The 26,254-nt window shown below is 68.7% G+C and carries 34 protein-coding genes; 2 read left to right on the top strand and 32 right to left on the bottom strand.

Going from position 1 to position 26,254, the window contains the following annotated elements:
* Positions 1-3 precede the first annotated feature (3 nt).
* The 24 genes from ACE4Q9_RS03525 to ACE4Q9_RS03410 form a co-directional block, all read right to left on the bottom strand.
* Entirely contained in the window at positions 4-2,829 is a 2,826-nt protein-coding gene (locus ACE4Q9_RS03525) for a hypothetical protein (protein WP_397982739.1), read from the bottom strand.
* Positions 2,830-2,874: 45 nt separating this feature from the next.
* On the bottom strand, positions 2,875-3,378 hold the full coding sequence (locus tag ACE4Q9_RS03520; protein WP_397982738.1) for a hypothetical protein: 504 nt from the start codon (positions 3,376-3,378) through the stop codon (positions 2,875-2,877).
* A 15-nt stretch (positions 3,379-3,393) separates the two neighbouring features.
* Entirely contained in the window at positions 3,394-7,464 is a 4,071-nt protein-coding gene (locus ACE4Q9_RS03515) for a phage tail tape measure protein (RefSeq protein ID WP_397982737.1), read from the bottom strand.
* A 120-nt stretch (positions 7,465-7,584) separates the two neighbouring features.
* Complete coding sequence (locus ACE4Q9_RS03510) at positions 7,585-7,983, bottom strand: hypothetical protein (protein WP_397982736.1); 399 nt, start codon at positions 7,981-7,983, stop codon at positions 7,585-7,587.
* A gap of 27 nt (positions 7,984-8,010) precedes the next feature.
* Positions 8,011-8,418: a hypothetical protein gene (locus ACE4Q9_RS03505; protein ID WP_397982735.1), complete on the bottom strand. Its 408-nt coding sequence runs from the start codon at positions 8,416-8,418 to the stop codon at positions 8,011-8,013.
* Positions 8,419-8,421: 3 nt separating this feature from the next.
* A complete protein-coding gene (locus ACE4Q9_RS03500; protein WP_397982734.1) occupies positions 8,422-8,868 on the bottom strand; it encodes a hypothetical protein in 447 nt (148 codons plus the stop codon).
* The gene (locus ACE4Q9_RS03495) at positions 8,868-9,617 is read right to left on the bottom strand and encodes a hypothetical protein (RefSeq protein ID WP_397982733.1); all 750 of its coding nucleotides are present in this window, start codon (positions 9,615-9,617) and stop codon (positions 8,868-8,870) included. Before ACE4Q9_RS03495 ends, ACE4Q9_RS03500 begins: the two co-directional genes overlap by 1 nt.
* Before the next feature lie 3 nt (positions 9,618-9,620).
* Entirely contained in the window at positions 9,621-10,049 is a 429-nt protein-coding gene (locus tag ACE4Q9_RS03490; protein ID WP_397982732.1) for a hypothetical protein, read from the bottom strand.
* Positions 10,050-10,508: a hypothetical protein gene (locus ACE4Q9_RS03485; protein ID WP_397982731.1), complete on the bottom strand. Its 459-nt coding sequence runs from the start codon at positions 10,506-10,508 to the stop codon at positions 10,050-10,052.
* Positions 10,508-10,897, bottom strand: a complete 390-nt coding sequence (locus tag ACE4Q9_RS03480) for a hypothetical protein (protein ID WP_397982729.1) — start codon at positions 10,895-10,897, stop codon at positions 10,508-10,510. Before ACE4Q9_RS03480 ends, ACE4Q9_RS03485 begins: the two co-directional genes overlap by 1 nt.
* A gap of 8 nt (positions 10,898-10,905) precedes the next feature.
* Positions 10,906-11,985, bottom strand: coding sequence for a hypothetical protein (locus ACE4Q9_RS03475; RefSeq protein ID WP_397982728.1), 1,080 nt, complete (start codon positions 11,983-11,985; stop codon positions 10,906-10,908).
* A gap of 36 nt (positions 11,986-12,021) precedes the next feature.
* Positions 12,022-12,294: a hypothetical protein gene (locus ACE4Q9_RS03470; protein WP_397982727.1), complete on the bottom strand. Its 273-nt coding sequence runs from the start codon at positions 12,292-12,294 to the stop codon at positions 12,022-12,024.
* The gene (locus ACE4Q9_RS03465; RefSeq protein ID WP_397982726.1) at positions 12,291-12,719 is read right to left on the bottom strand and encodes a hypothetical protein; all 429 of its coding nucleotides are present in this window, start codon (positions 12,717-12,719) and stop codon (positions 12,291-12,293) included. The genes ACE4Q9_RS03470 and ACE4Q9_RS03465 overlap by 4 nt, the downstream gene beginning before the upstream one ends.
* Position 12,720: 1 nt before the next feature.
* Positions 12,721-13,158 (bottom strand): hypothetical protein, encoded by a 438-nt coding sequence (locus ACE4Q9_RS03460; protein WP_397982725.1) that lies wholly within the window; start codon positions 13,156-13,158, stop codon positions 12,721-12,723.
* Positions 13,159-13,204: 46 nt separating this feature from the next.
* Positions 13,205-14,578 carry a phage major capsid protein gene (locus tag ACE4Q9_RS03455; RefSeq protein WP_397982724.1) on the bottom strand — a complete coding sequence of 458 codons (1,374 nt, stop codon included), beginning with the start codon at positions 14,576-14,578 and terminating at the stop codon, positions 13,205-13,207.
* A gap of 11 nt (positions 14,579-14,589) precedes the next feature.
* Positions 14,590-15,570, bottom strand: a complete 981-nt coding sequence (locus ACE4Q9_RS03450; RefSeq protein WP_397982723.1) for a head maturation protease, ClpP-related — start codon at positions 15,568-15,570, stop codon at positions 14,590-14,592.
* Entirely contained in the window at positions 15,567-15,839 is a 273-nt protein-coding gene (locus ACE4Q9_RS03445) for a hypothetical protein (RefSeq protein ID WP_397982722.1), read from the bottom strand. The genes ACE4Q9_RS03450 and ACE4Q9_RS03445 overlap by 4 nt, the downstream gene beginning before the upstream one ends.
* Entirely contained in the window at positions 15,836-17,323 is a 1,488-nt protein-coding gene (locus tag ACE4Q9_RS03440) for a phage portal protein (RefSeq protein ID WP_397982721.1), read from the bottom strand. Before ACE4Q9_RS03440 ends, ACE4Q9_RS03445 begins: the two co-directional genes overlap by 4 nt.
* Before the next feature lie 245 nt (positions 17,324-17,568).
* On the bottom strand, positions 17,569-18,882 hold the full coding sequence (locus tag ACE4Q9_RS03435) for a phage terminase large subunit (RefSeq protein WP_397982720.1): 1,314 nt from the start codon (positions 18,880-18,882) through the stop codon (positions 17,569-17,571).
* Complete coding sequence (locus ACE4Q9_RS03430; RefSeq protein ID WP_397982719.1) at positions 18,879-19,382, bottom strand: hypothetical protein; 504 nt, start codon at positions 19,380-19,382, stop codon at positions 18,879-18,881. Before ACE4Q9_RS03430 ends, ACE4Q9_RS03435 begins: the two co-directional genes overlap by 4 nt.
* 151 nt (positions 19,383-19,533) lie before the next feature.
* Positions 19,534-19,761: a hypothetical protein gene (locus ACE4Q9_RS03425; RefSeq protein ID WP_397982718.1), complete on the bottom strand. Its 228-nt coding sequence runs from the start codon at positions 19,759-19,761 to the stop codon at positions 19,534-19,536.
* 37 nt (positions 19,762-19,798) lie between these two features.
* Positions 19,799-20,173: a DUF6205 family protein gene (locus tag ACE4Q9_RS03420; RefSeq protein ID WP_397982717.1), complete on the bottom strand. Its 375-nt coding sequence runs from the start codon at positions 20,171-20,173 to the stop codon at positions 19,799-19,801.
* Between the two features lie 73 nt (positions 20,174-20,246).
* Positions 20,247-20,579: a hypothetical protein gene (locus tag ACE4Q9_RS03415; RefSeq protein ID WP_397982716.1), complete on the bottom strand. Its 333-nt coding sequence runs from the start codon at positions 20,577-20,579 to the stop codon at positions 20,247-20,249.
* Between the two features lie 40 nt (positions 20,580-20,619).
* Positions 20,620-20,958 carry a hypothetical protein gene (locus tag ACE4Q9_RS03410; protein ID WP_397982715.1) on the bottom strand — a complete coding sequence of 113 codons (339 nt, stop codon included), beginning with the start codon at positions 20,956-20,958 and terminating at the stop codon, positions 20,620-20,622.
* Between the two features lie 107 nt (positions 20,959-21,065).
* On the opposite strand from ACE4Q9_RS03410, the gene ACE4Q9_RS03405 reads away from it, so the two are divergent.
* Positions 21,066-21,254 (top strand): hypothetical protein, encoded by a 189-nt coding sequence (locus ACE4Q9_RS03405; protein ID WP_388102066.1) that lies wholly within the window; start codon positions 21,066-21,068, stop codon positions 21,252-21,254.
* 190 nt (positions 21,255-21,444) lie between these two features.
* On the top strand, positions 21,445-21,612 hold the full coding sequence (locus ACE4Q9_RS03400) for a hypothetical protein (protein WP_397982714.1): 168 nt from the start codon (positions 21,445-21,447) through the stop codon (positions 21,610-21,612).
* A 150-nt stretch (positions 21,613-21,762) separates the two neighbouring features.
* Here ACE4Q9_RS03400 and ACE4Q9_RS03395 read toward each other — a convergent pair whose 3' ends face one another.
* From ACE4Q9_RS03395 to ACE4Q9_RS03360, 8 genes are all read right to left on the bottom strand, one after another.
* Entirely contained in the window at positions 21,763-22,023 is a 261-nt protein-coding gene (locus ACE4Q9_RS03395) for a hypothetical protein (RefSeq protein WP_397982713.1), read from the bottom strand.
* 487 nt (positions 22,024-22,510) lie between these two features.
* A complete protein-coding gene (locus ACE4Q9_RS03390; protein ID WP_397982712.1) occupies positions 22,511-23,026 on the bottom strand; it encodes a hypothetical protein in 516 nt (171 codons plus the stop codon).
* A 71-nt stretch (positions 23,027-23,097) separates the two neighbouring features.
* Positions 23,098-23,610: a hypothetical protein gene (locus tag ACE4Q9_RS03385; RefSeq protein ID WP_397982711.1), complete on the bottom strand. Its 513-nt coding sequence runs from the start codon at positions 23,608-23,610 to the stop codon at positions 23,098-23,100.
* A complete protein-coding gene (locus tag ACE4Q9_RS03380) occupies positions 23,607-24,257 on the bottom strand; it encodes a hypothetical protein (protein ID WP_397982710.1) in 651 nt (216 codons plus the stop codon). The genes ACE4Q9_RS03385 and ACE4Q9_RS03380 overlap by 4 nt, the downstream gene beginning before the upstream one ends.
* Positions 24,254-25,210 carry a hypothetical protein gene (locus tag ACE4Q9_RS03375; protein ID WP_397982709.1) on the bottom strand — a complete coding sequence of 319 codons (957 nt, stop codon included), beginning with the start codon at positions 25,208-25,210 and terminating at the stop codon, positions 24,254-24,256. The genes ACE4Q9_RS03380 and ACE4Q9_RS03375 overlap by 4 nt, the downstream gene beginning before the upstream one ends.
* Before the next feature lie 14 nt (positions 25,211-25,224).
* On the bottom strand, positions 25,225-25,362 hold the full coding sequence (locus ACE4Q9_RS03370) for a hypothetical protein (protein WP_397982708.1): 138 nt from the start codon (positions 25,360-25,362) through the stop codon (positions 25,225-25,227).
* A gap of 164 nt (positions 25,363-25,526) precedes the next feature.
* A complete protein-coding gene (locus ACE4Q9_RS03365; RefSeq protein WP_397982707.1) occupies positions 25,527-25,739 on the bottom strand; it encodes a hypothetical protein in 213 nt (70 codons plus the stop codon).
* 133 nt (positions 25,740-25,872) lie between these two features.
* Positions 25,873-26,196, bottom strand: a complete 324-nt coding sequence (locus tag ACE4Q9_RS03360; RefSeq protein ID WP_397982706.1) for a hypothetical protein — start codon at positions 26,194-26,196, stop codon at positions 25,873-25,875.
* Between the last annotated feature and the right edge of the window lie 58 nt (positions 26,197-26,254).

The raw sequence follows: 26,254 nt of genomic DNA, 5'->3' as shown, positions 1-26,254 counted from the left end.
TCCTTACAGGGCGAGGATCGTGGGGTGGGCGAGGCGCACGTCTTCGCCTGCTGTATGGGATTTGCTGACGCCGTTTACCGAGCGGATCACGGTGAACGCCTGCGGCGATGTGACCACGAAGTTGTCGTAGCGAATCGATGGGTTGACGTTGGTGGATGCGGTTCCGCTAATCGACCGCACTCCGAACGACTGCGGGAGCGACAGATCGGTGTCGGTGACTGAGATCTGCCACTGGGATGGCTCAGTGTCGGTGGCAAGCCAAACCTTGGCCCGCAAAAGACTGTCGACCAGATTGAATCGCAGGCGGTAGAACGTATTTGCCACGAAAGCCACACCCGGCATCGTGTACGAGCCGAGCGTCGTCTCCGCCGAATTCAGCCGCTTCACCAGTAGCAGCTGCACGGTATTGGCCGACGTGAATTTCACCAGAGCGTGATACAGGTTATTCAGGTCGGCGGCGCGCGCTACGAGGCCCCCATTTAGGGCATCGCCAGTCGCCAACTGATCAGCTGTGACGCTGACATACATGTCCAGCCTGGTCGTGCTAGTCGTCAGCAAGCAGCGTCGGCTGGTACCTATGGAGGCCAGCAGGTGGCCACCCGTAGAGCCGTCGACGGAGTAGTCAGTCGAGTTTCCGCCGCTCGTGGCCCACGTGAACCCGGTGTCCATCGTCCCCCACCCGCTGGACACGGTCCGGGTAAAACTGTCCGCCGCAGCGTCTCTGATGCTGGTGACGGTCATGACCTCGCCACCGACCTGAATGTCGAAGGGGAGGTCACCCGGGTCCTTCGTCCACAACCCCTCAAGTGGGGGCGTGGCCTGGACCCCAAAGGTCGTCGTGGCCGTGCCGAAGGAAGCAGCCAGCTGTGACCCGTCCGTGTCGACTCGCGCGGCGGTGTCGAGGACACCGACGTAGGAGTACGGGGACGCGGGCTGGCAGTTGAAGGTGAGCCGGTGCTCGAAGTGGGTGAGGGTCTCCGAGGCGCCGATGACGAGTTGGTCGATGGTGTCCGGCGGCAGCCACGCGGGCGGGTTGGTGATCTGGATGCGGTCACCGATCCGCATGCCGAGGATCGCGCGCCGCATGTCAGGCGTGATCGACGGATGCGCGAGATTCACCGAGATCGAGGGGAAACGGGCCTCATCCACCGTGCCGAGGTGCACCCGCCACGCGGCCTGGTCCAGGAGCGTGCCCGCGTCTGTCGCAGCCAGGTTGAGGGTGGTGTCCTGCCCGTACTGGCCGACACCGGCCGGCGGGGGCGCGGTGGACAGGGTGCCGTCGGTGGCCTCGTATGCCTGGGTGACGCCGCCTACCGTGATGGTGATCTTGTTTTGGATGTAGCGGTCATCCTCGACCGGGACGGGGATCTTCGAGCCGTCCAGCTGGTTCGACGGGTAGTCGAGGATCAGCGTGGGGTCCTGGTTGTAGAGGCTGGCGCGGGTGCGGTAGCCGAGGCCGAGGGCGCCGCGGGTCTCGTACAGCAGGCCGCCATCGGCGAGCGCGCACTCCTGCACCAGGGTCAGCAAGTTGCTCTTGCCCTGGGCGCCCATCGGCACGGTGTCGTCCAGGTCGCCGACCCAGTCGAACGCGAGCCCGGCCTCACCGCACAGCCGCTGTATTCGGCGGCCCGCGGTCTCGCCGATGGGGTTGAGGCGGACCCCGAGTGCACCGATGGCGGTGATCTGGCTCTCGACCGTGACATGGCCGACGGCGACGCCGGGCAGTGTGGCGGTACCGGCCGGGCCGACGACGCTGCGGGATGCCGTGCCGAAGCTCAGCTTGGTGACGCGGGTCAGCTGGGTCACGAACTCTGTGTCCGTGACCGAGTAGGTCCGCCCGGTGTTGACGTCCACGAGCCGGATCGCGCGGGTGATGTCCGCACCGGTCTCCTGCATCTCGACGCTCACGTACAGCAGGCGCCCGCGGACATCCAGAGTGTGCGGGAGGATCGCGCCGAGCAGCGTGCCGTCCGAGGCGCACGAGCGCAGCACCAGGCTGTTCGACGCGTCGGTGGTGGAGTAGTACAGCTCCCAGAACTGCGCCGAACCGGCCGCGTAGTCCTGCTGGCTGATGGAGCACACGACTTTGCCGTCCGACAGGCCGGACGCCGGAATGTAGGCCAGGAACCTGATCTGCGTGGCCGTCGGGTCGGCGTAGGCGGCGACGCCGCCGGACAGCGTGGCTGCCGACAGGTCCGGCAGCGGGTCGGACGCCGCGAACCCCGAGTACGACGCGAGGTTGGGCGTGCCCGTCCAGGTCATCGGCGAGCCAGTCGTCAGCGCCGACGCCAGCGACGTGGAACCCGTGGCATCCTCGCACGGCCAGTACGCCACCAGCCCGGCCGGCTGCGGGTTCGTGATCGCGCTGTAGATGACCGACCGCGCCGGCGCCGGGCCCTGCGCGAGGCGCTGAAGGATGCCGTTCGCGGAGACATCGGTGTAGACGTCGTTGCCGCTGGTGTCCCAGCCGGGCGCCCACGAGGAGACCTCGCCCCAGATGCGGTACGACTTGCCGCCGAGGCCGTCCGGGACGCTGATCCGGACGGGAGTGTTGCGGCCGATCGCGCCGTAGTACGGCCCCATCGGGTTCCGCGGCGAGAACCTGCCGTCCTTGTTCTTCAGCTCCAGCGTGCAGGTGCCCGCTTCGGTTTGCGAGCCCTCGTCGCGGATGCCGCTGGTGATGCTGATGGTGCCGCTGTCGTCCCGGACCATCACAGACGAGGTCGCGGTGATGTCCACCCAGGCGCCGGACACCAGCAGTTCGACGGTGACCGGGTCGCCCGTGGACGATTCCCCGGACGCGCCGAGGGGACCGGCGGCGGCGCTCATGCGCCGCTGCCAGCCCATCACCCGAGCTGCGAGACCTCCGGGCATCTATTCGTCCCAGACGATGAAGCAGCTCATGTTGACGGCGGCGCCGAACGTGGCGCGGACCCGAAGGAATCTGCTGACCGCGACGATTGGCCGCTCGTCGGGCATCCACTGGTAGTAGTAGTTGATGTCCGTCGACCCGGCCACGGCCGGGACGAGGTTGGCATCGAACGTCCGCGTTGCGGTCACAGTGCCCTCTGCGGTCGCCGTGTAGCCGGTGGCCGACGTGCCCAGCGTCATCAGCGACGCGGGGGCGTTCGGGTCGAGGGGCTGCACCCCAGAGGCGACGTGCGCGGTCACGGTGGCGGCTACGTCCGTCTGGATCAGCTCGACCTGCCCGGCCGACGCGGGCGTGGCGTCCAGGGTGAAACCCCAGCTGATCAGCTGGATCTGACGCGTACTGGGCGTGGCGATCTGCAACATCGTCTTGATGCTCGTACCCGTCGTGACCTTCTGCTGGGCCGCCGTAGTCGGCATCGGCCCGTTCCACACCTTGTAGCGGTGCACTCGCGTTCCTCTCTCTTACCGGCCGCGAGGCGGCTGGAGCGTTGCCTGAATCGAGCCCCGAGCGCGCACAGCCTTCCGGCCGGCGTCCACCCACAGCTCGCCGAACTCGCGGTCCCCGATTCGGACCTGGATCACCAACGGCTGGCTGCCGGCGGCAGCTGGCGCCATAGCGGGGGCCGCGCTGCTGCCGCGGCGTGGGGTGTTGAGCATCGACGCCCACGGGGTTTGCACCATCCGCTGCGAGTCCGGCTGCGACCACACCCGAGACCCGGCCGGCAGGTCGAGAAGCTCGGGGCCCTGCTCGCCAACCCACGTAAGGTTGGAGCGAACTCCGCCAGACGCTGCGGCGCCGACGATGCCGCCTGTCGCCTTGCCCTTGAGCGCCTTGGAGATCAGCTTCTCCATGCTGGCTGCGAGCTTGTCCATGGACTTCTGGAGCTTCGACTGCTCCGCAGTGAGCACCTGGACGACCTTCGTCTGCGCCTTGATCGCCGCGTCGTACACGCTGGACGCCGTCGTCTTCCCCGCCGAGCCAGCGGCGTTCTCGATCTGCGACTGCGTCGAATTGATCGAGGACACCTCAGACGCCGACGCCTCCAGCAGCGCGCCCGCCGTCTCCAGGCCGCCGCCGTCGATGCCAGCTTCGGCGACCTGCTGGATGATGGTCTTCGAGTAGCCCTTGGCTTTCAGCTGCTTGAGGGCGGCAGCGAACGCGACGACCTTGTCGCGGGAGACGGACATCGCGGTGCGGATCGTGCCGAGGGTGACGGTGCCGCCGTCGGCGCCCGAGGCGCTCTTGGTGACGTTCGCGGAGCTGATCAGGCTGGACTTGACCGAGTCGGACAGCTGGGCAGCGCTGTCCTTCAGGCTGTTGAGCTTGTCCTTCGCTGTTCCCAGCGACGCGGTGACCTTGGCCAGTGCCCTCTCGTGGTTGATGAGGGCCCGGCCGACGCTGTTGAGGTGCTTGAGCAGGTTCGACTCGGTCTTCCCAGAGAACGCGGCCTTGATCTTGCTTGCGGCGTCGTTCAACGAGGCGACCAGCGCGTTGAGATCGGACGGGGTCGCGAGCCCGCGGTCGAGCGGGGTCCGCTGGTAGCCCGCCATCCGGCCGAACGTCGAGATGCCGAGTTCGCCGCCCAGTTCTTTCTGGGCGTCCTTCTGTGCTTGGATCGCCTGCTTCTGGGCCTCGGTCAGCTTCTTGGTGGTGCCGCCCTTCGCGAGGTGCGCAACCGGCAGCCTGCCTTCGTTGATGGCGTCGAGCATCTTCACGCCGTACTTGCGGACCGCATCCGCCTTCACCACGTACTCGGTGGCGCTGACCGCCGCCACGGCGCCGGAACCCATGAACGCCAGAATGCTGTCTGACGTCCCGCTTCCGGGCCCCTGTACGTAGCCGCCTGCGGGGAATGATTGGACGTCGCCGCCGCCCGCATAGCCGCGCACGCGGCCACCGCGTGCGTAGTTGCGGTGCGCTACCGGTATGCCACCAGAGTCCGCGGAGCCGCTGGAGTAGAACATGCTGACGTGTTTGGTGGTGAGCGTCACCGACTTGTCGTGCAGGGACGCGATCGCCCCGGCCACGCTGCGGATCCCGGACAGGGCACCACCGGTCGCGGCCGTGATCTTCACAGAGCCGTTCCGCAAGTGGGTGACCTTGTACCCGAACGCTTCCAGCACCTGCTCAGCGGACTTGGACAGCGTGGTCAGCGTCACCGACTTCGCTCCCGGCGACTTCCTCACCGCGGCGTTGAAGGCGTTCAGGTCGGCAGTCGCCTGCTTGTCATCGACCTTGACCTCAAGCTTCTTCGCCTCCGGCGCCTTCAGCAGCGTGTCGGCGAGCTTCTCGGCCTGCGACTTGGTGTCGCCCATCTGCTCGGCGACGGAGATCAGGGACTTGCGGCCCTTCTCGTAAATCTTGTCGACCTGGTCCCAGGACGCCTTTTCCTTGATCTTCTTGTCGGCCAGATCCTCGGTCTTCGCCGCGAGTTGCGACAGGACGTCGCGGTTCTTGCGACCTGCATCGGAGCTGAGGCTGAGGGTGCGCCCATTCTCCTTGATGGCCTTGTTCGCGTCAGATATGGCCTGGTAGAACGCCGTCTCCGCGTCGAACGCTGACCGGTGCGCGGTGTTCAGCGCCATGATGGACTGCTCAAGACCCTGCGCGCTCTGGTTCTCCGCGTCCAAGTCCTTCTGCGTCGCCACCGCCGCGTTGCCGAACAGCCCCATGCTCTTGGCGGTCAGCTCCTGCTGAAGCGACGAGGACGCCAAGGCCGCCTTGTAGTCGTCCAGTTCGCCGACCAGCTTCTTCGGGTCGCCGCCCTTCTTCGCGTAGGCGTCCTCGATCTTCGACAGGGCCGCCGCCGCGAGATCCGCCTTACCGCCACTGACCATGCTGGCGAGGCTCTTGTCGAGGGCGTCGATGTCCTCCTTGGCCATGTTCAGGCTGTTGGAGTGCGCCATGCCCAAGGTGAAGATCTTGTTCATGACGTCGTTGAACTTGTCCATGCCGGACGCTTGGCCAGCCACCCGGTTGACGTCGTAGGCGAGGTCACCCATGCCCTTGCCGAAGATCCGCAGTGCCTCGCCGGTCACCTGCCCCGTCGACCCGAGCTTGCCGATCGCGGTCGTCATCCGATCCACGTCCGGCGGGACCCTCTTCCCCATCTGTGAGAGAGCCATCACGCCCGCAACGACAGCCGCCAGACCGGCAGTGATCACGGTTGCTTTGCCGATCGTGCCGAGTGAGGCGAACGCAGCCTTCAACCCCGCGACGCCGCCGCCGGCAGCGATGAACGACCCCTCCAGCAAAGCCGCTTCCGCGCGTATTGAGGCAAAGACGCCCTTCAGACCTGCGATGGCCTTGCCGCCAGCTGCCCACGCCAACTGGGCTGCTGCTGCGACCTTCATCGCGCCGGATACAGCGACCGTCACTGCCAGGAGCCCGCCGAGCGCTGCGACCGCGGCAGTGGTGGCGGTCTTGTGCGCGAGCATGAGGCTGACGAAGCTCTGAAGGGGCGGGATGAGCTTGCTCCCCAGCGTGATCATCAGCGCGTCGAACGACGCCTGCAACGCTTTCATTTGAAACGCGAACGTTTTCGTCGTCCCAGCCCAGGCATCCCCGAACTTGTTGGCGCCCTCGGCCAACGCCGGGTACTTCGACTCCAGGCGGTCCATCTGGCTGACGAGGACGTTCAGGCCTGCGCCGGCCTTCCGACCGAACGCCTGGGTGATGATGTCGCCCTGCTCCTTGGAGGAGATCCCGGCCTGTTTCATGTGGCCGACCAGGTCCTCCAAGGCGAGCTTCAGGCCGCCCTTCTGCATGTCCTTCGACAGGGTGTCCTGCTGGAGACCCAACCGCGTGAGCGCGTCGCCTGCGGTGGCCACCGGGTGGGCGAGGGCCATCACCGACATGCGGAGCTGGTTGCCGGCCAGCGAGCCGCGGATGTTGTTGTCGCCGAACACCGCCAGCGCGGCGCCGACGTCGGTGATGGAGAGGCCGAAGCCCTTGACGGTGGCGACCATGCCGCTGCCGAACGCGTTGGCGAGGTCTTGCATCTTCATGTCGCCGACGCCGACGGTGGCGTTGAGGACACCCATCGCCTTGTCCATGTTCTGGACACCCGGGATGCCGGAGGCGACTGCTGCGGTGAGGGCGTTGGTGACGTCGACCAGGTCCGCGTGTCCGACCGTGGCGCCCTTCGCGGCGGTCTCGGTGAGCTTCAGGGCCTTGGACGACGAGATGCCCATGGACTCGAAGTTCGACTCGACGTGGTACAGCGACTCAGCCAGCGAGTCGGGGTCCTGCCCGACCTTCCCGGCCAAGGCCAACACGCCTTGCTTCAGTCCGGCGATCTTCGACTGAGAGACGCCGGCCTGCGTGTGAAGCTGCGCCATCGACGCGTCGAACTTGGCGGCCATCTTGATGGACTCGACGCCGATCACGGCGAGCCCGGCGCCAGCGATCAGGGCGGTTTTGTGGAACATCGCCATGCCCTTGCCGGCCTTTTCGACCTGCGCGTTGACGCTGGCCATGGCGGGGCCGGTGAGGTTCTTAGCCGTAACTAGGATCTCCACCACGTTGGTCATCCGGGTTCACCCCCAATCGTTCGATCGTCAGCAGGCGCAGGGTTTCAGCGGGTTCGGCGAGGATTTCGCTGGGGAGTTTGTGCCAGCGGTCGCACAGGCCGAGGATGAAGCGGGCGTCGGTCAGCTCGCGAGGCTCGGTGACAACGCTTCCATCGGGATGGACTCCACCGGGGCACTGCCGCCAGAGTTCGAGGGCTGCTCCAAAGGGGCGGACACACCCGCGACCGCGCTGGTCCACTGGTCGATGATCAGATGGATGAGGGCCGGCGACTCGTCCTCCAGGGACTCCGCGGTGGGCGGCAGCGCCTGTCCGTTCTCGTCCTCGCGGTTCCAGGACACCATGTGGCTGGCGACGAGGTCGAAGATGCCGTCGAAGTCGTCCTTCCCGGATCCCTCGCCGCCGCCCTGTGCGGTGCGCATCTCGCCGATGGACACCGAGCGCATCGTCACTTCGAGGCCCTCGTAGTCGCCGTCGACGAACTTGAGCCGGTAGTGCTTGGGGACTCGCTTGCAGCCCATACGGGCCTCCTCTCGTAGATGTTCTGGTCAGGACCAGACGGGGACGGTGCCGTCGGCGAGGACGCCGGGGACGGCCCAGGTGAGCTCGCCGCTGTTGGAGCGGGTGAGCGGGTAGTCCGTGTACAGCACCTCGTTGTTGAGGCTGACGCCGTTGACGGTCAGGGACGTGGTCCGCGCGACCGACGTGGACGGGACCGTCTTGAAGACGTCGTGGCTCGCGCCGGTCGCGGCGTTGAAGACGCCGTTCAGAGTGATGCTGAAGTCAGCGAGGAGGAGCAGCCGCTCGATCGCGCTCTTGTTGACGCCGGTGATGTCCTGCGTCGCGCGTGGCGTTGCGAATTGGAGGTTGGTGACGTCGTTCTTGATGTCCTTCTGGGTGCCGGTGCTGTCGTCCACCGAGAGAGTGGTCCACCCGAGACCGGAAGCCTTAGCCATGGTTCATCCCTTCTTGATCTCGTCAGCGAGCCCCTGCTGGTGCTCGGCGAAGTCCTCGACCCAGTCGGCCGCATGGACGTGCTGCCGCGTTTGCGTGCCGCGCGGGTTACCGCGGTAGTCGCCGTCCCGGACGATGTACAGCTCCGGCCGGCCGGTCCGCTTCTGATGCTTGGCCGCGTTGAAGCAGGGCTGCCCGGCCTCGAACGTGAACGCGGTCAGGCCGTCCGGGCGGCGCTCCTCGCGGTAGGCGCGGCCGGACTGCTTGCGGATGTAGTGGGCCTGTCGCTGGCCGAGTTCGGTGGCCTCGTCGATGACGGACTGCCAGCCGTTCAGGTAGTGCGCGCAGTCCACCTCCGCGCACGTCGCGCCCACCCAGTGGGTGCTCTTCGGCGCGACGATCGCGTACGTCTTGTACGCGGCGGCCGGCATCTGCGGTTCGATCCTGTGCATCAGAAGGTCACCGCCGACTCGTTCTTGACCACGACGACGCTGAACGTGAGGTTGGTGAAGCCGCCGGTCGTCACGGTCACGGCGCGGAGGTACTGGCGGATCGTCGCGGTGGGCGCGGTGGCGATGCGCTCCGCAGTGGGGGCGGCGGTGATCTGGGTGAAGGTCAGCCCTGCCACGTCGGCGAACGTGGTGCCGTCGGCCGAGTCCTGGATTTTCACTGTGACGTCGGTGCCGGTGAATGCGGTCACCTGTACGTATGCCTGTGCGCCGAAGCTGGTCGCGGCCGTGGTGTCGATGCTGGCGCCCTGGGTTGCGGCCGTGTCGGTGCGGAGTCCGGCGGTGAGCTGGCGGCCCCAGCCGAGGCCGAACCCATTGGCCTGCGCGCTCACCGCGAACGTGAACGCCCCGTCCGTTCCCCTCGTGCCGTCGTAGTTGATCTGTTTCGAGACCAGGCAGGCGGCGGGATCGCCGAGGTTGGTGCCGCGGCAGTAGGTGAGGATGACGTCGCTGGTCGGAAGCGCGCTGAGCTTCTCGTGCGTGCCGCCGGTGATCGGGACGTGGTTGAAGAACGCGGTGAACTCGATCCTGCCGTCCCTCACGCCCCCCTGCCGCTCCATCGCGCTCTTGTTGATCGCGGTGAAATCCAACGCGGCGGGGCCGCCGCCGACGTTGCCGAGGGCGCTGATGTCGCCGGACGCGTCGAACCCGGCTATGTATAGGTTGTCGCCGAGTCCGCTGGTCTTGGCCACGGTTCACTCCCTTCCTGACGCATCGGTGCCAACGGGTTCGGTGACCCACAGCGGGCCGCTGCTGGGGTCGATGGCGAGACTTCCGAACATGCGCCGCGTGCCGTCCGGGTCGGTCCACTCCTGGTGAAAGTGCACTGGGACTGGCATCGCGACCCCGCGCACGAAGGGCTTGATGTGGTAAGTCCGTTTGCCTCCGTCGACCAGGTCCAGGAGCCGTTCACTGGGGTTGTCGATGAGGATGGTGAAACCGCGCGCGCCCAGGACGCGGTGCGCCCAACGGGTGTCCTTGCGTGGGATCTCGTGGACCTGCGCGGGCGTGCTGATGTCGAGGCGGTCGAAGTCGCCGCTGTAGTCGGTGCCGTCGACTTTGAGCTGCCATCGGACATGCTCGGTGACGTCCTCACCGTCGATCTCAAGCTGCGTGTCCGTCACTTAGGCCACCTGCTCCCAGAGGTCGTTGACGATGAGGGGAAGGGTGATCGTCATCACCCGGTACTCGGCACCGGCCGTCGTCAGGTAGCCAGCGCGAGCGGACAGCGGGTCGCCGTAGGTGCCTTCAAGGTCCACCTCGCGGACGATGCCGCCGAGAGTGAAGTCGCCGCTGTAGGCGGCCATGAGCGCATCCAGGGCGGTCATGAGGTTCGGGTCGATCGCGTCCTCGGGCTCCTGGACCATCGGCGTGTACAAGCGCACATTCAGTGCCAGCCGCGTACTGGTAGCTGCGAGGCCGCTGCCACCGCGCGCTGGCCCGATCTGCTCCACCCACACCGCGGCGCTGAGCCCGTTGCCCGGCGACGACTTGGGTTCGTGTCCGTTCACGGTCTCGAAGTAGCCGCTGGCGAGGACGTGAGTCTGGACGGTGTCGAGGATGGTGGTGATGTCGAGGGCCATCAGATCAGCCCCATCGCCTTGTAGCGGGCCAGGAGTTGCACGGCGATCTGCCGGGCCCGCTGGTCCACGAGCGGCTTGGTACGGCGGAACGTCGCGTACCCAGGGAACTTCGTGACGGGCGAGTTGCGGGAGCCGACGCCTTCGAGCCAGGGCCCGTAGATGACGTTGCTGTCGGAGACGCGGTAGCCGTCTCCGGCGCGGTCGACGCTGATCTGCGACTCGTAGTAGCCGGTCGGGTTCTTCAGGACGACGTGGAGTCGCTGCCGGACCAGTCGCTCGCCTTCCTCCGCGATGCGGAGGCTGATCTCGTCGCGGTAGGCGTGCAGGGCCTTCGCGGTGCGTCCATCGAACATGGGGCCGCGCGCGACCATGCGCGTGTCGAAGTCCATCCCAGGCATCAGACCCCCCTCGTCCGGACCTTGCGGCCGTACTCGGTGTACGCCTGGTCGCGCAGAGCCTCGATCGAGATCCGGGACACCTCTGGGGCGCTCTTCCCGGACGACGAGGCGAGCCGGAACCAGCCGGCGCGCTCCTGGAGCAGGTTCCATATCGCTTCGGCCTTGACCAACTGGTGGATCAGTCCGGGCGGCTGCCACGCGTACACCGTGGCGCCGCTGGTGTGAGTGGTGGCGGTGGTGCCGAGGGCGCCGCGGGTCACGGTGAGCGCGCGCGGCGCGTAGATGCTGGTGTTGGTGTGTGCGGCGAGGACGGTGCCGTCGTAGGCCCGTTCCACGACCAGCGTGTTCCCGGCGATGTCATCGACTCGGACGCGCTCCGCGTCCAGGAGCAGCACCTCGTCCACGGCGAAAGCGCCGGCGTCCGTCACGGTGAGCGTGGTGTCGCCCTTGCTCGCGGTGAGGGTTCCGGTCTGCCCGGTGCTGGCCTGTGCCCGCTCGGTGACGAGCATCCGCTCGTCATCGACCCGGAGGATGCTGCCGACGCCGACGGCCGCCGAGGTGGCGCCGTCCACGGTGAGTGTCGTCCCCGTCGCGTCGCCGACCACTGCTGCGGTCGCGCCGAGGGTGGTCTCGGTGTCGCGGTAGCCCCACAGGCCGGTGATGGTGACGTCCCGCTGGTACGTCTGGCCGCCGCCGTAGGCCGCGCTCGTGCTGAGCTTGATCTCGACCCGCGAGAACGGCGGCCCGGACCTGTTGGGTTCCAGGTTGACGTCATCGAGGGCGATGCTGATGCCGCCGCTGGTGATGCTCGTCGCAGAGATCAGCTCGGAGTCATCCAGGCGCAGCACCCACGGCGTGTAGCCGGATGGGCGGCCGGGCCAGTCGAAGTACCGGGTCGCGAGGACGGGGGCGAAGGATCGGTGGCACAGGCCCTCGACGCCGCGTGATGCGGCTTCGATGGCGTCGTCGATCTGCCGGCGGTTGCGTGCGGTGGTCTGGACGTCGAGCGCCCGCATGATGTCCTCGCGGGTCGCGTACCGGATGCCGTCCGGGCTCGTGTTGGTGTCGATGATGCCCATGTCACCTCCTTCCTGTGCGTCTCGTAGCGGCGTGGATCAGTCGGCGCGCTCGGGCCAGTGCCAGGTGCCGCCCTCGTGGTCGTCCTCGCTGAACGGCACGTCCTCGTTGAAGAACAGGCCGGTCGGGGTAAGGACAGCGAGAGAAGCGATCCACTCACCGTCCGTCCCATTCGGGCAGCCGTCCATCGGCTCGGCCGTGAGGTACTTGGGCACGGCCGTAACGATCGCGACCCGGCATTCCGAGGTGTACTCACGGCCGGGGGTGCCGTAGCTGACGTAGTGGACGGTGCGGCCCACGCTCGGCGTCACGCGTCGCCATCCTCAGCCGAGTGGTCCCCAGCCGTCTTCCGGCCACCGGTAGCCGTCCGACGGGCAGAAGAGCCCTCCTCCTCGTGGTTTCGGGTGGAGCGGCTCGCCGTCCCACGGGCACGAGACCGGTCCGGCTTCTCGCTCTGCTCGGTGTTCTGCGACGGCGTCTCGGAGGATGTCGAGGAGCTCGTACCAGCTGATACGTCCTCACCTTCTTCCGGCTCGATCGGCGTGACCTCGCTGGTCTCCGGGTCCACTTCGTGCCCCTCGATCGACGGGCCGCCGTGCACGGTCACCTTCGGCATGTCCTGCTCCTCCGGGGGTTGGGTCGCTTCGTTGACGCGGATGGTCGACCCGCACTGCGGGCACTTCGGCAGACCCACCGCATACGTGGTGGTGCACTCCGCGCACTCCCACAGGGCCATGTCAGGCCCCCATGGCGGACAGCAGCTCGGGGGCGCGCTGCGTCGTCAGATCACGGGTGTTCGCGAAGACCAGGCCGGCGCCGGTGCTGGTGAGCTTCACGTACTTGTAGCCGTCGTCCAGCGACGTGCCCTGCACCTCGACCGCCATGGCGTTCTGCGTCGCGGAGGCCGCGGTGACCACGGTTGCGGCAGCAGCCTGGGTGCGCTTCACCCACGCGTCCGAGCCGTCGCCGGTGTTCGTGTAGTACTCGGTGATGATCGCCAGGTTCTGCGCGCCGGTCCCCGAGGAGTCCTTGGCTTCCTGGAGCGTGTACGTGTCCCCGACGGCGCCCGCGAGGTAGCACTCGAAGAGGACGCCTCCCGCGTCCTGGAGGGAGATCCACTTGCCGTCTGCGGCAGGGGTGAAGTTCACGAGCCTGCCGAGCGCCTTCTGAGCCATGAGCTTGCCTTTCGTCTGATGGTGGGGTTGGCGTTCGTCGGGCGGGTTACGCCAGCTCGATGAAGGGGCTGAGCTTGTTGGAGCTGCCGTTCTGCGGGGTGATCGCGGACTTCAGCCAGGGCTGGCCGTCGACGCGCTGGATGATGCGGAAGGTCGTCTGGTCGTTGCCGAAGCGGTAGTCCGTGGAGGAGTCCATGGACATCTGCTGCCGGTCACCGATCAGGTAGTAGCTGAGGTCCACGAAGCTGAGGTCGCCGCGGGTGCCGAGCGGGCTCGCCTTCTCGGTGATGATCAGCGGCCGGCCGAAGATGCTCATGGGCATCGAGTCGGTGGCGTTGACGACGAACATGCTGTTACCGCCGGTGCCGACGGTGAGGGACATCTGGAGGAGCTGCGGGATCGCGTCCGGGGAGCAGATCCACACGGCGCGGTTCAGGGAGGACGGCAGCATCTGCGCGTACATCGCGACGATGTCCGTGTACTTGATGGTGTTGGCGGTGCCGCGGGTGATGGTGACGGCGGCCTTGTTCGCGGCGCCGCGGTAGCCCTTGGGCTCGCCGACACCCGACCCGGTCTGGAACGCGGCGTCCTCACTGAACGCGATGGCCTTGGGCCACAGGGACTCCAGGAGCGCCGAGAACGAGACGATGGAGTCCTGGAGCAGCTCGTTCGGCACCGCGCTCAGACCGGTCAGCTTCTTCGCGTCGAGGACGATCCGGCCGAACTTCGGGTTGGAGTCCTGGAGCATCGCCGACTCTTCGCCCCAGTACGCGACCATGCCACCGAAGACGCTGCCCTGGTTGGTGGTCGAGTCGATCATCGGCATCGGCACCCTGGCGCTGTCCATCGGCACGACGGTGGCGCGCGGCCGGACGACGGAGTCCTCCAACGCGATCTGCGACAGGTTCGACCGCAGGGTCTCCGGGACGAGGAACCCGCCATCGGACGGGCTGACGCTGGACGCGGCGTTGCGCAGCGCGGACAGCTTCTCCGCGTCGGGCCGGTTGTTCATGTGCCAGATGGTCTTGGCGTAGTCCATCGCGTTGTCGAAGACACCGTCGAGGACCGCGCCGGAGGCCGCCGAGTTGTGGGCGGTGGCCTGCCGGTGCGAGGTGAGCATGTTGCCGTCGCCGCGACGCGCCTGCGGGTCGAGGTCGAGGCGCTTGATCGCCCCGGCGGCGTCCTTGTTCTTGACGTCGGCGCCGTGCTCGCGGAGGAAGTCCGCGAACTGCTTCTGCGTCTCCTCGGCGACGAGCCGGTTCAGCTCGGTGCCGTCGCCCTGCTGCTTCTGGGCGTAGGCGTCGATGAACTCGGTCAGGGACTCCCGGCTGTTCGCGATCTCGCGAACCTTCGCCGGGTCGCTCAGCATCTCCGCCAGCTCGTCACTGTTGCGCGGGACGGTGTTGGTGGGGGTTGCCACAGGTGCCTCCTTCAGGCGTCCGTCGCCGCGCTGGACGACGTGTCGGGATCGGTCAGGTGGGAGACGAGCGCCGACCAGTCGTCGGTGTCGTCGGGTATAAGGGCGGCGACCAGGGCCGACCACTCGTCTACGGGCTCGGCGGCAGGCGCCTGCGGGGCCGGTTCGGCGGCCGGCTCGGCAAGGGTGACCGCGGCGCGGAGCTGCGTGGCGACCTCCTCGCCGATCAGCGAGCGGATGTCCTCGGTGAGCCCGGCCTCGGCCTTCGGCTGCTCGCGGCGCGGGCCGGTGTAGCCGTAGGCGGCGAGGTCGAACGGACGGACCATGTCGGGCTGGTCGTCCTCGTCGGGCTCGGCCGGCTCGGCGGTCTTCCGCGTCTGCACAGCCTCGTCAGCGAGACCGGCCTCGACTGCGTCCTCGGGCAGGTACCACGTCTCGGCGCGCATCCGGTCGCGCCACTCGGCGCGGGTGCCGCCGGCACGCGCGGCGTAGGCGTCTGCGATGTTGTCGCTGATGAGGTCGAGGAGTTCGCCCATCTCGGCCATGTCGGCGGCGTTGCCCATGCAGACGCCGGATGCGTCGTGGATCATGAGCATGGTGTTCGGGGCCATCTCGATCCGGTCCCCGGACATGGCGATGACGGAGGCGATGCTCGCGGCGATCCCGTCGACCTGCACGGTGACGTTCGCCGGGTGGGAGCGCAAGGCGTTGGCGATGGCGATGCCCTCGAAGACACTGCCGCCAGGGCTGTTGACGCGTACCCGCAGGTTCGGTGCCGTGATCCCGCGCAGGTCCGCGATGAACTCGTCGGCCGTCGCACCGAACCAGCCGCCGATCTCGTCGTACAGCATCACCTCGGCCTCGGTGTCGCTGGCCGCGTTCGTGATGCGGTACCAGGACCGGGCCTCGACGCCCAGCTGCTTGCGCTGCTTCTCGGCCCGCTCGCGCTGGTTGGCCTGGAAGGTGGCCGCCTTACCGGGCAGCGTGATTTTCATGACTGCGCCTCCTCGGCGGGCGGGGTCCAGCCGAGCCGGACCAGCAAATCGCGGCACTCATCCGGCACCACGAAACGGACCTCTGCTTCTGCGCCGAAGTCATGGATCAGGAGGTCCAGCGTTGCCGTCGGCACCTCATCGACGCCCAGGCGCAGCGTGAGGCCGGTCAGAGTTCGGGCGATGTCCTGCCCGTCCAACTCGACCTGCGCGCTGGGGCCTCCAGCGCCGCTGATGCGCAGCCTGCCGGGGCGGACTCCGTGCTTACTCACTGGCCCTCTCCCTTCTGGCCGCGCGCAACGACCTTGCAGCGGCACTGATTGCCGTACTTCGCCCCGATGCAGTTCACGTAGCCCCGGCCGTTCGGATAGTCCGCGTAGGCCGCGTCCTGGTCGGCGTAGGTCTGGCCGTCGTTGCCCGCGCACGCCGCGCAGGTGTTCTCGTCGTGGTGGGCCTCCACCACCCATTCGTCCTGCGCGTTCCTGACGTTGGCGCCCAGCAGCCCGGACACCGAGTTCTGCCAGTCCGACAGCGACGTGTCCGGCGCCGGCGCGGCCGGTTTGCCGACGTAGGCGATGTCCGGCAGGCCAACAGCGGACAGGGTGCCCGCGGCTTCGAACCCGGCAGTGACGAGTGCAGCGGCGGCGTTGGCGCGAGCGGTGAGCTGCTGCGCCTCGATCTCCGGGTCGGGAGGGGTGGGCGGCTCGTAGTCGAATTCCAGACCCTGCGTGGTCGGCCCGAACATGGGGAGGAGTTCGTTGTTCAGCGCTGCCTTGATGCGTTCGAGGCGGGGTACGGTCTGCTGCTCGGCGAACCAGCTCTTGGCTGCGAGGGCGGAGGCGCGGTTGATGTCCTCGAAGTCACCGATCGCGGTCTTCGATATGCCGTAGCCCTCACGGATCGCGTCGCTGGTGGCACCGCGCAGCTCAACGAACTGCATGTCCCGCTGCGAGATCGTCCTGTCGACCCACTGGCCCTGTTCGAGGATGGCCACGCGGTGGGCGTTGGCGACGCCGCGGTGCTGCTCGTTCCACCGGTCGCGAAGTTCGTTGAACTCGTCGTCGGACAGCCGCTGGTCGACCTGGATCAGCCCGCCCGGCTCAGCCGAGTTGAAGAAGAACGCGCGCGACCACTCCGCCGCGTACCGAGACGTGTCCAGGTCCGGGAGGATCGACAGCACCGGCGACAAGCCGCGATACGGGTCGAGCGGGTTCGGCCGACGCAGCTGGATGACCTCATCGAGTTCGAGGGGGACCTGCTCGCCGTCCGGTGACGTGTAGACGTAGCCGCTCAGGAAGTTGTCGCGGTCGGGGATGGGCTGCATGCGGTCGGGGCGGACGGGCCACATCTCCAGCGGCAGCCTCACTCCCTTGGCGCGGGAGATGACCCACCAGGCTTCGCCGGTGAGGTCGAAGTGCTGCTGCTGCGACTCGACGAACTCTTGCCGCGGCATGAAGGCGTTGGGCTTGTTCCACAGGTCGAGGGCAGCGTGCGAGGTGACTTCGGTGCGGTCTTCGGCGCGCCCGGATTTGGCCTTGCGGTAGAGCTTCCAGTCGACGAGCGCGGTTGCGTTACTGGTGCGGTCGACGATAGCGAAGAGGGTGCCGGTCGCGGTCATGGCGCGCATCTGCGCCTCGGCGCTGCGGCCGGTGCCGAACATGCGGCCGTTGGACTGGGCGCGGGAGGCGAACGGGACGGGCGTTTGAGCTGCGGTGCTGGCTTTGTTGAGGAGCGCGCCGAGAAGGGTTCTGGCCAACACCCCTCCCTTATTCAGCCGTGGACCCGCCAGTTCAGGACGAAGCACCCGACACCGAGGGATGCGACACCTGCGGCCAAGCCCCACCACAGCATGGCGGAACCCGACAACAAGATGATCCCAGCCGTGTCAAGCAGAATCGGCGCCAACCTTCGCCATGCTTGCATCCACCTGCGGAATCGCTCGTTTCGGCTGGTCATGGCGGTCTCACTCTCGTCGTGGCGGCTTGTAGGGTTACGACAGTCTCACAGCCAGCGGACTCGCGGCCGACCACCAATGTCCCGCGCCGCCACCATGTACCGGGCGGCGTCCATGGAGTGGTCGTTAGCCTTCACCGGCTCCTCTTTCAGCCCGCCCGCGTTACCGGGCTTCACAGCCCACACGTAGCCGGCGACTTCCTCGGCGAGCCCGATCGGGAGTGAGGTGGCGTCCATGTCGGCGTCGCGTTCGAGGAGGGCGTTGCTGAAGACGTGGAGCCGCGCGCGGCCGTCGGGCTGGACCTTGAGCCGGGACTGCATGGCCTGGATCCCGTCCGAGACGCCCTTGTGGGCGGCCTGCGTGCCCATGCCCAGCTTCCGTTCGAGGGTCGCGCGGTCTTCGGCGTCGTGGTCGGTGATGATGGCGCGCGGCCGTGGCTGCCCGGCGAGGAGCCGGTCGCGGATCACCTCGGCGTGGTCTTCGACCAGCATGCGGGTGCGGACCCACTCGCGGATCAGGTACAGGCGTCCGTCGGGGTCTTCGGCCCACAGCTGGGCGACGAACGGGTTGGTGAACCCGAAGTCGATGGTCAGCCAGCGGGTCCAGGCCGCGGGTACGTCGAACGGCTCGACCACGTGGACGGGTTCGGACCAGCCCTCGTACACCAGGCCCTCGGCGGCGGCCCAGATGCCCTCGCGGAAGCGGAGCCGGCGGACGCCGGTGAGGGCGTCGAGCTTGGCCATGTAGTCGACGCCGCGCTCGGTGAGGCTGCCGTCGAGGTTGACGTAGAGGGGGTTGTCGCGGTGCAGGCTGTGGATCATCCGCATGGTGCCCTCGTCGCACCGCTGCTTGATCCAGTGCTTCGGGTGGTCCGGGTTGCACGCCAGCACGATCTGCCGGTAGGTGGCCGCGTTGCCGCGGAGGCGGGTGATCAGGGTCTCCAGCGCGGTGAGGCTGATCTGGGTGGCCTCGTCCACGTAGATCCGGGAGAACTCCGTCGACAGGAACTTCTCGGGGCGGTCGAGGCCGCCGACGAGGATCTCCGCGCCGTTGGCGAACTGGTAGGCGGCCGGCTTCCGCGGCGACCCGCCGAACCACTTCACGACGCCCTCGGCAAGCGCGGTGGTGGCTACCTGCTGCTCGAACGTCACCAGCGTGCTGCCGGTGAGGGACGCGTGGGTCTGGCGGACGATCAGGGAGCGGCAGTTCGGCACCATCAGGCTGGTGTAGAACGCCTTCTGGAGCATCGCCAGCGACTTGCCGGTGCCCGCCGGTCCGGCTATGCAGATCTCCTGATCTTTCGCGGACAGGAGCGTCTTGGCGCCGCCGCGCGGTTCGTACCGCACGACCGATGGGGTCACACGAGATCCTCGGGGTTCACGCCGACCAACTCGTACTTGACGCCGCCGGAGTGCTCGACCTTGCTTGGCTTGTCCATGCCGGTCATGCGCCGGAAATCAGCGAGGGCGCCACGGAGCTCCCGGAACGCGGCCAGCACCGGGGCGGTGTCCTTGAGCGGCTGGCCGTCCTCGTCGTACACGATCCGGCCGTGGGACACCATGACGTGCTCGGTCTCGGCGATCTCCATGCAGCGGGCCACAACGTGCTCCAGGCGCGCGGCGTGGACCTTGAGCGCTTCCTCGCCGGCTTCCTGGACGACATCGCGGACGGCGCGGTTGTAGGCGCTGATGGCGGCCCATTTGCTGATGCCGAGTTGTTCGCCGACCTCGCGGAAGCTGAGGCCGCCTTGGGAGTAGAGCCGGGCGACTTCGGCGTCTCGTTCTGCGCCTTCGATGCTGCGGACGAACTTGCCTTTGCTGTTGCGGCCTCGGATGCCGTTGTCGGGGGTGTCGGCGGTCACTGGGTCCCCCTTCGTGGAGTGCGTGTTACCGGTTGGGCGTGGTTTGATGGTAACGATGCGTGCAACCGGGGTGGCGGCTCAGGCGGGCGCGCATGGGGGAGCCCCCGTCTCTGTCTGGGCGTCAGAGGCGGGGGCTTCGGCATGCAGAGGGTCAGGCGTCGGGGCGGGCGGCTCGGATCTCGTCGGCGGTGACGGTCTCGAAGTGCCACCACCGGCCGCCCTCCCACTGTTTCACCCTCGCGGTGTCGGCGGGGTTCCCGTCGCCGAGGGAGACGCGGATCAGGGCGTACGCCTTGGCTTCGCTGGTGTGGTCGGACTCGGCGCGCACGTCGGGGCCGGTCAGGATCACGCGCCACGGCTTACGGGGCTTGGTGGTCATGGGGTTCGTCCTGTCGTGTCGGGCGGTCAGGCGGTGGTCAGTCCTCGTCGGGCCAGACGATGCGCGGCGTGACCTTCTCCGCGCGGCCGTCCCGGACGACCACCCGCCACAGGTCACCGTTCTCCTCCCCCTCGCAGTCCAGGCGGCCGGTGAACGTGTGGCCGGGGAACGCGTCGATGGCCTTCTGCACGTGAGCGACGAGGTTGTACGCCTTGTACGCCTCACTCCAGCTGGGCACCAGGGCGGGCGCGGTCTTCCGCATCAGCGGGCCCTCGTCGGTGTCGACGGTCTCGGCCTCGACGCGGAGCTTCACGTCGAGGTCGTCGGCCGCGAACGGGCTGTCCTTGAACTCGCGCCAGGTGAGCGGCGGCTGGATGGTGATCTCTCCGTCGACGGACGTCTTGTAACCCATGGCTGGGGTCCTTTCGTGGCGGTGGGTTGAGCGTATGGCGGGGGTCAAGCGGCAGCGCGAGACGAGCGGCGGCTCAGATGGGCTGGGCGTAGGCGGTGGCCTCGGCGACCATGTCGGGCACCTCGTCCGCGCTGTGCCCGGACCAGCCGGCGAGGGGAATCCACTGCGGGGTGTCGGCGTCGTCGTAGCGGGGGTCGGTGTCGTCCGGGGTGGGCAGTCGGAAGGTCTCCACGAAGATGCTGGCCCACCGGGGGTTGGGGTGTTCGGTGGCGACGACGAGCACGGTGCCGATGAGGCGTGCGTCGAGGATGCGGGTGTCGGCGGGGGCGTGGATGGCGTCGAGTGCGCGGCGGGCGATGCGGGTGCGGAGCTGAGCGATGCGGGTGCGGCGGGCGGTGGCGTTCATTGTGGAGTCCGTTCTCGTGGGTGGTGCGCGGGCGAATGGGTTAGGCGGCGAGGGCGAGGCGGGTGGCGGCGGTGCGGTAGGCGGGCTTGCGGGGCCGGTAGATGACGGCGATGCGGGCGACCTCGGCCACCGTGTAGCGGGTGCACTGGCGGGCGCGGCCGTGGGTGTAGGAGATGGAGGGGGTGCCGGCGACGTTGGCCTTGGCCGCGTTCTTGCGGAGGGAGCCGGCGACGCTGCGGGCCTCGCGGACGCCGAGTCCGGCGGCGATCACGTGCGTCGTCAGCGTGGCCACGCCCTGGCGGCGGATCTTTGCGGCGGCGCGGTGGGTGCGGGTGCGGTCGCGGAGGGTGCGGCGGGCGGTGCGGGTGGCGGCGTTCATCGGGTCCCCCTCGTTCTTGGTGTACGTACACCGTAGCGTGGGGTGTACGTACACCGCAAGGGGTTCGGACCTACCGGTGTCCGTACACCCGCGATACCGTGGGGCCCATGCCGAACGCCCCCAAGACCAAGCACCGATCCGTCCGCATCGAGGACCAGGACTGGGCAGACCTCGCCGCGCGCGCGCCGGGCGGCGACCGCGCGGCCGTCATCAAGGACCTGGTGCGCTGGTACCTGCGGCGCCCAGACGCCAACCTGCCCGAACGCCCGGCGAGCAGCGAGGAGAAGACCGCATGAACACCCAAGCTGAGCAGCGTGGGGTCATGGTCTACGAGCTGGACTGGGCCCCTGGTAACCACCAATGGGAGTGCCCTCGGTGTGGCACGGTTGGGAACGTCACCATGAACATGACCCGGCACGCTGGCCCGTGGCACGTGTGCCGGTCCGCCAACGCGGGCCCGGTGCGCCCAGACGAGGAGCCCACCACATGAACGAGTTGTGGAACAACTTCCTGTACGGCCTGCTGATCCTCGCGCCCGGCGGTCTGCTCGGCGCCGCGATCGCCTACCTGACCACCGGGACGCCCATCGCCGGGCCGGGTACGCGCGTCTGGCGTCCCCGCCGCAGGCTGCGGCGCCCATGGCCTGCCGCATGACGACGGCCCCGCCCGGACAACTCCCGGTGCGGGGCCGCTATGCGTATGTGCGGCAGTCGAGCGGTTTAGCTTCGCAGCTTGCCCCCCACTCAACTGCCGCTGCCGGGACGCTACGCCCCAGCCTGCTCGTCTGTCACTACCCGCGCACCGTCAGGTCGGGTAGTCGTCGCCGAGCACCTGCCGCCGCTCCCGGTCCGCGCGCTGGCCGAGCGCTGCGTGCATCCGGTACGCGGTCACCGTGAGCAGCACGAACACGACCACGAACACGCCGACCGCCAACAACGGGATGCCCGTGAACACGTTGATCGCGGACGCCACGAACAGGGCGAGCAAGTTCCCAGCGAACCAGGCAGCCCAGACGCGGCGCCGCTCGACGCTCACGGCCTTCTGGACGTCGCTGTAACTGGACATGAGCTCCCCCTCGGTGGTGCGGCTACGGCCGCATCATCCGCCCCCGTGGAGACGCTGTGAAGGCGTTGTCTCCGATCCGTGACACGCGCTCACCGGAACGGGCAGCACACGGCGCCTAGTGGCGGCACACTGAATCCGTGGCGATCAGGTACGCAGTGCAGGCAGACACCCGCGACGAATGCGAACGCGCCCTCCAAGAGCTGTGCACTCAGCTCGGCGCACGCCCAGCGACCTTGCCCACCGACGTCGTCGGCCGCGGCTGGCTCGCCCGCGCGATCCCCGTCCCGCTGGCCACCGACGCGGAGCCGGAGCATGGGCGAGGCCCCTGCTGACGGGGCGCGGCAGGGGCCTCAAGGGGGAGCATCCGAGGTGCTCGTCATCGGGTGCAGTCTCAGTGTCGCAGGGCTGTCAAACAGCGCAGGGAGGCAGGTAGATGGGCCGGGAGATCGACGGTAGATGCGGGTAGACGACGCGGTAGACGTGCAGGTCAGGCGGCGGTAGATACGTCGGTAGACGGCTCCTCGGCGGCGGCCGGGGAAGGGGCTTCGAGGTCCCGTCGGCGGACCCCCCAGGTGGGCACGCCGGCCACCTTCACGCCGCGGTGCACGGGGATGTCCCAGCGCTCCAGATGGGCCCGGAAAGTGGTCACGTCCATGCCCTCGAACATGCCGTGCTGCTGGGCGTGCGCGAGGAGGTCCCGGAGGTGCACTCCCTGGGCGTCCCCCATGCGCTGCCAGATCCACTCCAGGGTGGCCGCTCGGACATCATTCGGGGAGGCTGCCGCCGACTGCTCCGCAACCTCCGCGGGGGCCTGTCGCCCGGCTCTCCATGCGGCGATGACCCACACGCCGGTGAGGGCCCACATGAGGTTGGGGACGGCGCGGACGATTCGCCACAGCAGGTACACGCCGAGGGTGAGGATGGCGAGGCGGAGCCAGCAGCCGAGCGCGGCTCGCCAGCCGGTGAGGTCCGGGCGTCGGCCGCGCGCGACCCAGGCGGTCACGCGTCGGCCGATACCGCGCGCGACGGCGGCAGACCCGTCAGCGAGACGGGCCGCAGGGCGGGCGAGGCGGCTCACAGGAGACCCGAACTCTGCACCGCGCTCACGACGCTGTCGCCGACGCCATTGAGGGCGTCAGGTAGCCATACGAGCGCGCCGGCCACGCCTGCGGTGAGGGTGAAGGTGGACCCGACGAACGCACCGCCGACGATGCGCCGCTTGTCTTTCTTCCCGGCGTCCTTGTAGGCGAGGCTGATCAGGAACACGGTCACGATGACGACCGCGGCGCCGGTCGCGCTGAGTCCGACCAGCTGTCCCGTCGTGAGCCCGCTGCCCGAGGAAGCGCCGGCCGCGGCGTCACTGGTGCGCTGGCCTGCACGGTTGGCGATGGTGGCGGCGTGGTGGTGGGACCAGCCGAGGATTCCGCCGGGGCAGGCCGCGGCGCAGATGGCGGCGAGGAGGCCCTTGCCGAAGCTGGAGAGCATCTTCATCTCTCGGCCGCCCTTCCACCAGGGGCGGAGGTTCGCGGCGAGGACGAGAACGGCGGCGAGGAGACCGCCGACGGTCAGGGTGGTGGTGCCGGTCATCGGTGAACTCCAGTGAACAGGGTGAGGGCGTCGAACCAGTCGAGGACGCCGAGGCCGCCGATGAGGGCGGTGACGAGGAGGAAGCGGGGTACAGCACGGCCGGTGCGCCGGTCGAGGGCCCAGGCGGCGGCGATCGCGACGCCCGCGATGACGTAGGCCGCGCCCACGCCGGCTTCGGTGCGGGCTTGGTGGACGGTGTGGCCCCAGATCCCGACCGGGCTGTGGCCGTCTACCCACGGGGTGAGCGCGGCGAGGATAGCGACGAGCATCCGCCACGTCACCAGCTGGTCCCACAGGCGCTCCCACAACCGCGGTGGGCGTTCCTCCTCGACGGGGACGAGGACGTGCTCGTGGACGTGCCGGACGATCACGGCCTGCGGCATCGGGTCGGGCTGCGGTATCGGCGGTGGGTCCGGGATCACCGGCGGCGGTGGTGGTGGCGGGGGCGGGGTCCGCCACGGTGGTGCCTCGCCCGGCTCCGGGGCGCGTGCGGGCAGTGGGACACCGGCGGGGATGACACGGGTCGGGGTGACGGGCCGGCGGGGTTCGGGGACGGTCATGGTGGGCTCCTGGTGGCCGAGGGGGCGGGCGCCGAGACGGCGGAGGTAGTGGCGGGCGCGCAGCTCGTCGCCACCGGGCTGGGTCACGACGCCTTGCCCTCAATGCGGTCGCGTGTCCGGCGGACGGTGTCGGCGGACACCTGCTGTCCGTGGATCTCCCGGACGTAGGACAGGACGGCGGTTCTGTCCGTGATGCCGGACGCGAGAGCGGTTCGGACGGTGTCTGCGATGGTTTGTCCGGGCGGCGCGATCGGCTGGACGCGGCGGACGGTCGGACGCTGTGACCTGCTGTCCTTCCTGTCCGGACGGGTGTCCGTGTCCTTGTCCAGGACGGTTTGGACGGTGTCCGTGTCCGTGTCGATTCCGGCGGCGGACAGGTGGGCGACGATGTCCTCGGCGGACGCGTCGGGGAACGTGTGGGCGGCGGCGCGGACAGCGGAGCGGACGGTTGCCTGACCGCGTTTGTCCGGGCGGCTGTCCGTGTCCGGGGTGGTCAGCTGGTGTCCGGTCTGGACGGGGTCGAGGAGGTCGAGGCGGACACCGACGGCGGCGCGCAGCGTCTGCCAGGAGCGGCTCGGGTACATGATCCAGCCGAGGGCGGGGATGTGCGGGAGTCGTTCGGCGATCAGGCCGCGGGCGGCTCGCTGTTCGTCGCGGACGTCGCGGCGGTGGAGTTCGAAGAGGAGCTCGACGCCGGCGGAGAGGGAGGCGAATCCGGCGGCGGCGGGGAGGCCGCCGATGTCGTTGCCGTGGTTCCAGTTGAGGAGTCCGGCGACGCCGACGAAGACGGCTAGGGCGAGGCGGGCGAGGCCGGCAGGTGTCCCGCGTTCGACGGCGCGGCGGGCGTAGGTGGCGCAGATGAGCCCTGCGGCGTCGAACATGATGGAGAGGGGCCAGGCGAGGAGGTCTCGCATGCCCCAGCGCATGAGCTGTCCGGAGAGGGACCAGGCCGCGGCGGCGAGGAGCATGCCGAGGACGAGGGCCCAGGCGGCGCGGATGGAGCGGGAGAGTCTGCGGCCGTTGGCGGCTTGGGTGGTCACGGTGCTTCTCCGGTTCAGCGGCGGTGGTGCCAGGCGTAGGCGGCGATGAGGGTGCAGACGGCGGCGGGGGCCCAGAGGCCGTTGAGGGCGGCGAGGACGGCGAGGACGGTGAACCCGCGGCGTGCGAGCGGGTGGCGGAAGTGGCGGCGCACGGTTGTCTCCGGGGAGCCGGCCCCCGCGGACGGGGGGATGGTCGTACGCGGGGGCCGGCGGTCAGGGGGTTAGTGGGCGGTCATCCAGACGACGGCGAACACCCCGGCGGCGAAGGAGAGGATGATTCCGAGGCCGAAGCCGAACTTCTCCATGACGGTGCTCCTCATCGGGCGGCCCGGTACCAGCGGCCTCGGCGGTCTTGGGTGCGGTCGCGGTCTTCCCACGCTTGGCCAGCGCGGGCGGCGCGCTGGGCGCCACCGCGGTGGTGGCTGGCGCGGCGTTGCCGTGTGGCCCGCTCGGTGGCGGACTCGCGGCCGGCGTATTGGGTGGCGGCGCGCTCGTGGTCGTTGCCGAACAGCTTGTCGAGGAGGCTCATCAGCTGGTTCCCCGTCCGCCGCATCCGGTGCAGGTGCGCCATACGGTGACGTGGCCGCCGTCGGGGTTGGGGGTGGTTTCGGGGTGGCCGCCTTGGCCGCCGCAGCTGGTGCAGGTGGGGCCTTGGTAGCTCATCAGCTCACCGCCGGGCGGGGCAGGGCGCGGCAGGTCGAGGCGTGGCGTTGGGCTTCGTTGCGGATGTAGATCTCGCTGTTCGGGAAGCGGCTGTCCCCGCAGCCGGTGCAGTACGAGATGGGCTCGCCCTTGTCGGTGTGGGTGAGGTCGACGGTGGCCCCGACGACGGTGAGGTACCGCGCGATGACCCCGTCGGGCCAGGGTTCGGTGGTCGGGCTGCACAGGGCGTGGAGGGCGTCGCTGACGCGGGTGCCGCTTTGGCCCTGGAAGGGGCCGCGTGCGTTGAGGCTGGGCGGTTGGGGTTGGGTCTCGGTACGCTCCATGGCGGACCTGCTCCTTTGATCGCTTCGGGGTGGGTCCGCCCCCGGCCATGTGGAGCGG

The organism is Streptomyces sp. AM6-12 (assembly GCF_044327085.1).
Lineage (GTDB): Bacteria > Actinomycetota > Actinomycetes > Streptomycetales > Streptomycetaceae > Streptomyces.
Note: the sequence above shows the minus strand (reverse complement) of the source record. Positions and strands in the feature narration are given on the sequence as shown.